The sequence below is a fragment of the Mesorhizobium sp. M4A.F.Ca.ET.090.04.2.1 genome, assembly GCF_003999085.1.
Taxonomy (GTDB): domain Bacteria; phylum Pseudomonadota; class Alphaproteobacteria; order Rhizobiales; family Rhizobiaceae; genus Mesorhizobium.
The window spans coordinates 1-2,817 of sequence record NZ_RZOT01000672.1 but is presented as its reverse complement, the minus strand read 5'-3'; the positions used below and the strand labels follow the sequence as shown (position 1 = coordinate 2,817).

Annotated in this window: 3 protein-coding genes; all 3 read right to left on the bottom strand. The window is 65.0% G+C overall.

Annotation, left to right across the window (positions count from 1 at the left end):
• The coding region (locus EN781_RS30140; RefSeq protein WP_127400623.1) for a pyruvate dehydrogenase complex dihydrolipoamide acetyltransferase at window positions 1-1,296 on the bottom strand (1,296 nt) is incomplete at its 3' end.
• Window positions 1,297-1,299: 3 nt separating this feature from the next.
• Window positions 1,300-1,587 carry a hypothetical protein gene (locus EN781_RS30135; protein ID WP_126054626.1) on the bottom strand — a complete coding sequence of 96 codons (288 nt, stop codon included), beginning with the start codon at window positions 1,585-1,587 and terminating at the stop codon, window positions 1,300-1,302.
• A gap of 12 nt (window positions 1,588-1,599) precedes the next feature.
• On the bottom strand, window positions 1,600-2,817 hold a 1,218-nt coding region (locus tag EN781_RS30130; RefSeq protein ID WP_127400622.1), incomplete at its 5' end, for a pyruvate dehydrogenase complex E1 component subunit beta.

Sequence of the window (2,817 nt, the reverse complement as noted above, 5' to 3'; positions counted from 1 at the left end):
GCCGTCGACGGCGCGGTGATCGGTCGACAGCGTCACCGACATGACGTTGGCTATCGTGATCTCGCCGTTCTTGACCACTGCACGCTGCTCGCCGGCGCCGACCGCCAGGATCGTTGCGTGCGGCGGGTTGATGACGGCGGCAAAATCCTTGATGCCGAACATGCCGAGATTGGAGACCGCCGTGGTGCCGCCCTGATATTCCTCCGGCTTCAGCTTGCGGCTGCGGGCGCGGCTGGCCAGATCCTTCATTTCGTTGGAGATGACCGACAGCGTCTTTTCGTCGGCATGGCGGATGATCGGCGTGATGAGCCCGCCCGGGATCGAGACCGCGACGCCGACATCGGCGTGCTTGTGCTTGACCATGGCGCTGTCAGTCCACGAGGCATTGGCGTCCGGCACCGCCATCAGCGCCATCGCCATCGCCTTGATCACCATGTCGTTGACCGAGAGCTTGTAGGCGGGAACCTCGCCCTTTTCGGTCTTCTTCACCGGCGCGGCGGCGTTGAGCTGTGTGCGCAGAGCCAGCAGCGCGTCGAGTTCGCAATCCAGCGTCAGGTAGAAATGCGGGATGGTGCTCTTGGCCTCGACCAGGCGGCGCGCGATGGTCTTGCGCATGTTGTCGTGCGGGACGAGTTCGTAGGAGCCTTCGGCGAACAGCTTCAGCACCTGGTCGTCCGACATTGGCTTCGGCGCTGCCGCCGGAGCTGCCGCCGGAGCACCGGCAGGCGCCTTGGCGGCTGGCGCTGCTTTCGCGCCGCCGCCGGCAATCGCTGCCTCGACATCGGCCTTGACGACGCGGCCATGCGGGCCCGTGCCGGTGACATTAGCCACATCGACGCCGGCATCCTTGGCGATGCGTCGGGCAAGCGGTGACGCGAAGGTGCGCTCGCCGCCAGCGTGGCCATTAGCAACCGCAGCGGGCTCTGCCTTGGCCGGCGCGGGCGCCACGGCGGCTGCCGGCTTCGGCGCTTCCGCCTTCGGGGCCTCGGCTTTCGGAGCCTCGGCTTTGGGCGCGGCACCGCCATCGCCCTTCGCCGCGGCGCCGGCATCCTCGCCTTCGCCGGCAAGAATGGCGATCAGCGCATTGACCTTGACGCCTTCGGTGCCGGCCGGAACGACCAGCTTGGCGACGGTGCCTTCATCGACGGCCTCGACTTCCATCGTCGCCTTGTCGGTCTCGATCTCGGCGATCACGTCGCCCGGCGAGACCTTATCGCCTTCCTTGACCAGCCACTTGGCGAGATTGCCTTCTTCCATCGTTGGCGAGAGCGCCGGCATGGTGATGTTGATGGGCATCGCTCACTCCTGAATGAATTTGAACAGGCCGCGCATGACGGTCAGCGTGGCGACGATAAACACAGGTGGCAAGACCCCGAAATGAAAGCTGCTTTTACTCATTTCGAGGCTCATCATGCCACCGGTTTGATCAACCTGTGCGGAACCAGTTGCGACAATTGCCAGGACAAGCGAAGCGACGCCGCTGAGCACCAGCAAGACCGCATCGAACTTTCCTGTCATCGAGCGCACGAAAAAGGCCACGGCAATGGTAGGGACAATGACGGCGGCCAGAACCCAGAGAGACGGCATCCGCGTTGTTTCCTAGCGATAGGTGACTGCTTTGACCGCCTCGACGACCTCGCCGACATTGGGCAACGCCAGCTTTTCGAGGTTCGCCGCGTAAGGCATCGGCACGTCCTTGCCGGCGATGGTGATGACCGGCGCGTCGAGGAAGTCGAAGGCGCGCTGCGACACCTGGTTGGCGATATGGTCGCCGACCGAGCTCTGCGGGAAACCTTCCTCGACCACGATCAGGCGATTGGTCTTCTTCACCGAAGCGATGATGGTGTCGAAGTCGAGCGGACGGATCGACCTGAGGTCGATGATCTCGGCGTCAATGCCCATGCCGCGTAGTTCAGCCTCGGCCTTCACCGCATAGGTCATGCCGATGCCGAAGGAGACGATGCTAACGTCCTTGCCCGGCTTGTGGATGCGCGCCTTGCCGATCGGCAGCACGAAATCATCGAGTTTCGGCACGTCGAAGGACTGGCCGTAGAGGATCTCGTTCTCCAGGAAGATGACCGGGTTCGGATCGCGGATCGCGGCCTTCAGTAGGCCCTTGGCGTCGGCGGCCGTGTACGGCATCACCACCTTCAGCCCGGGAACATGGCTGTACCAGGCGGCATAGCACTGCGAGTGCTGCGCGGCGACGCGGGCGGCGGCACCGTTCGGCCCACGGAAGACGATCGGCGCGCCCATCTGGCCACCCGACATATAGAGCGTCTTGGCGGCCGAGTTGATGATCTGGTCAATCGCCTGCATGGCGAAGTTGAAGGTCATGAACTCGACGATCGGCTTCAGGCCAGCCATCGCGGCGCCGACGCCGACGCCGGCGAAGCCGTGCTCGGTGATCGGCGTGTCGACGACGCGGCGCGGTCCGAATTCCTGCAGCAGGCCTTGCGTGATCTTGTAGGCGCCCTGGTACTCGGCGACCTCCTCGCCCATGACGAAGACGTCGCCGTCGCGGCGCATTTCCTCCGCCATGGCGTCACGCAGCGCCTCGCGCACCGTGGTCGACACCATCTCGGTGCCGGCCGGGATGTCCGGATCGGCGGCGACTTCCGCTCTCGGCGCCGCCGCGACGGGTGCCGCGGCCTCGCTCTTGGCCGCAACAGGCGCAGGTGCTGCCGCCTCAGGCTTGGCAGGCTCCTCGCCGATGCCTTCGCCGGCCTTGTCGACGTCCTCGCCGTCAACCGCGATCACAGCGATAACGGCGTTGACCTTGACACCTTCGGTACCGGCGGGAGACACGCTCTTGGC

Coding starts and splice junctions, on each gene's coding strand:
- EN781_RS30135 (WP_126054626.1), bottom strand. CDS start 1,587: ATGCCGTCTCTCTGGGTTCTGGCCGCCGTCATTGTCCCTACCATTGCC.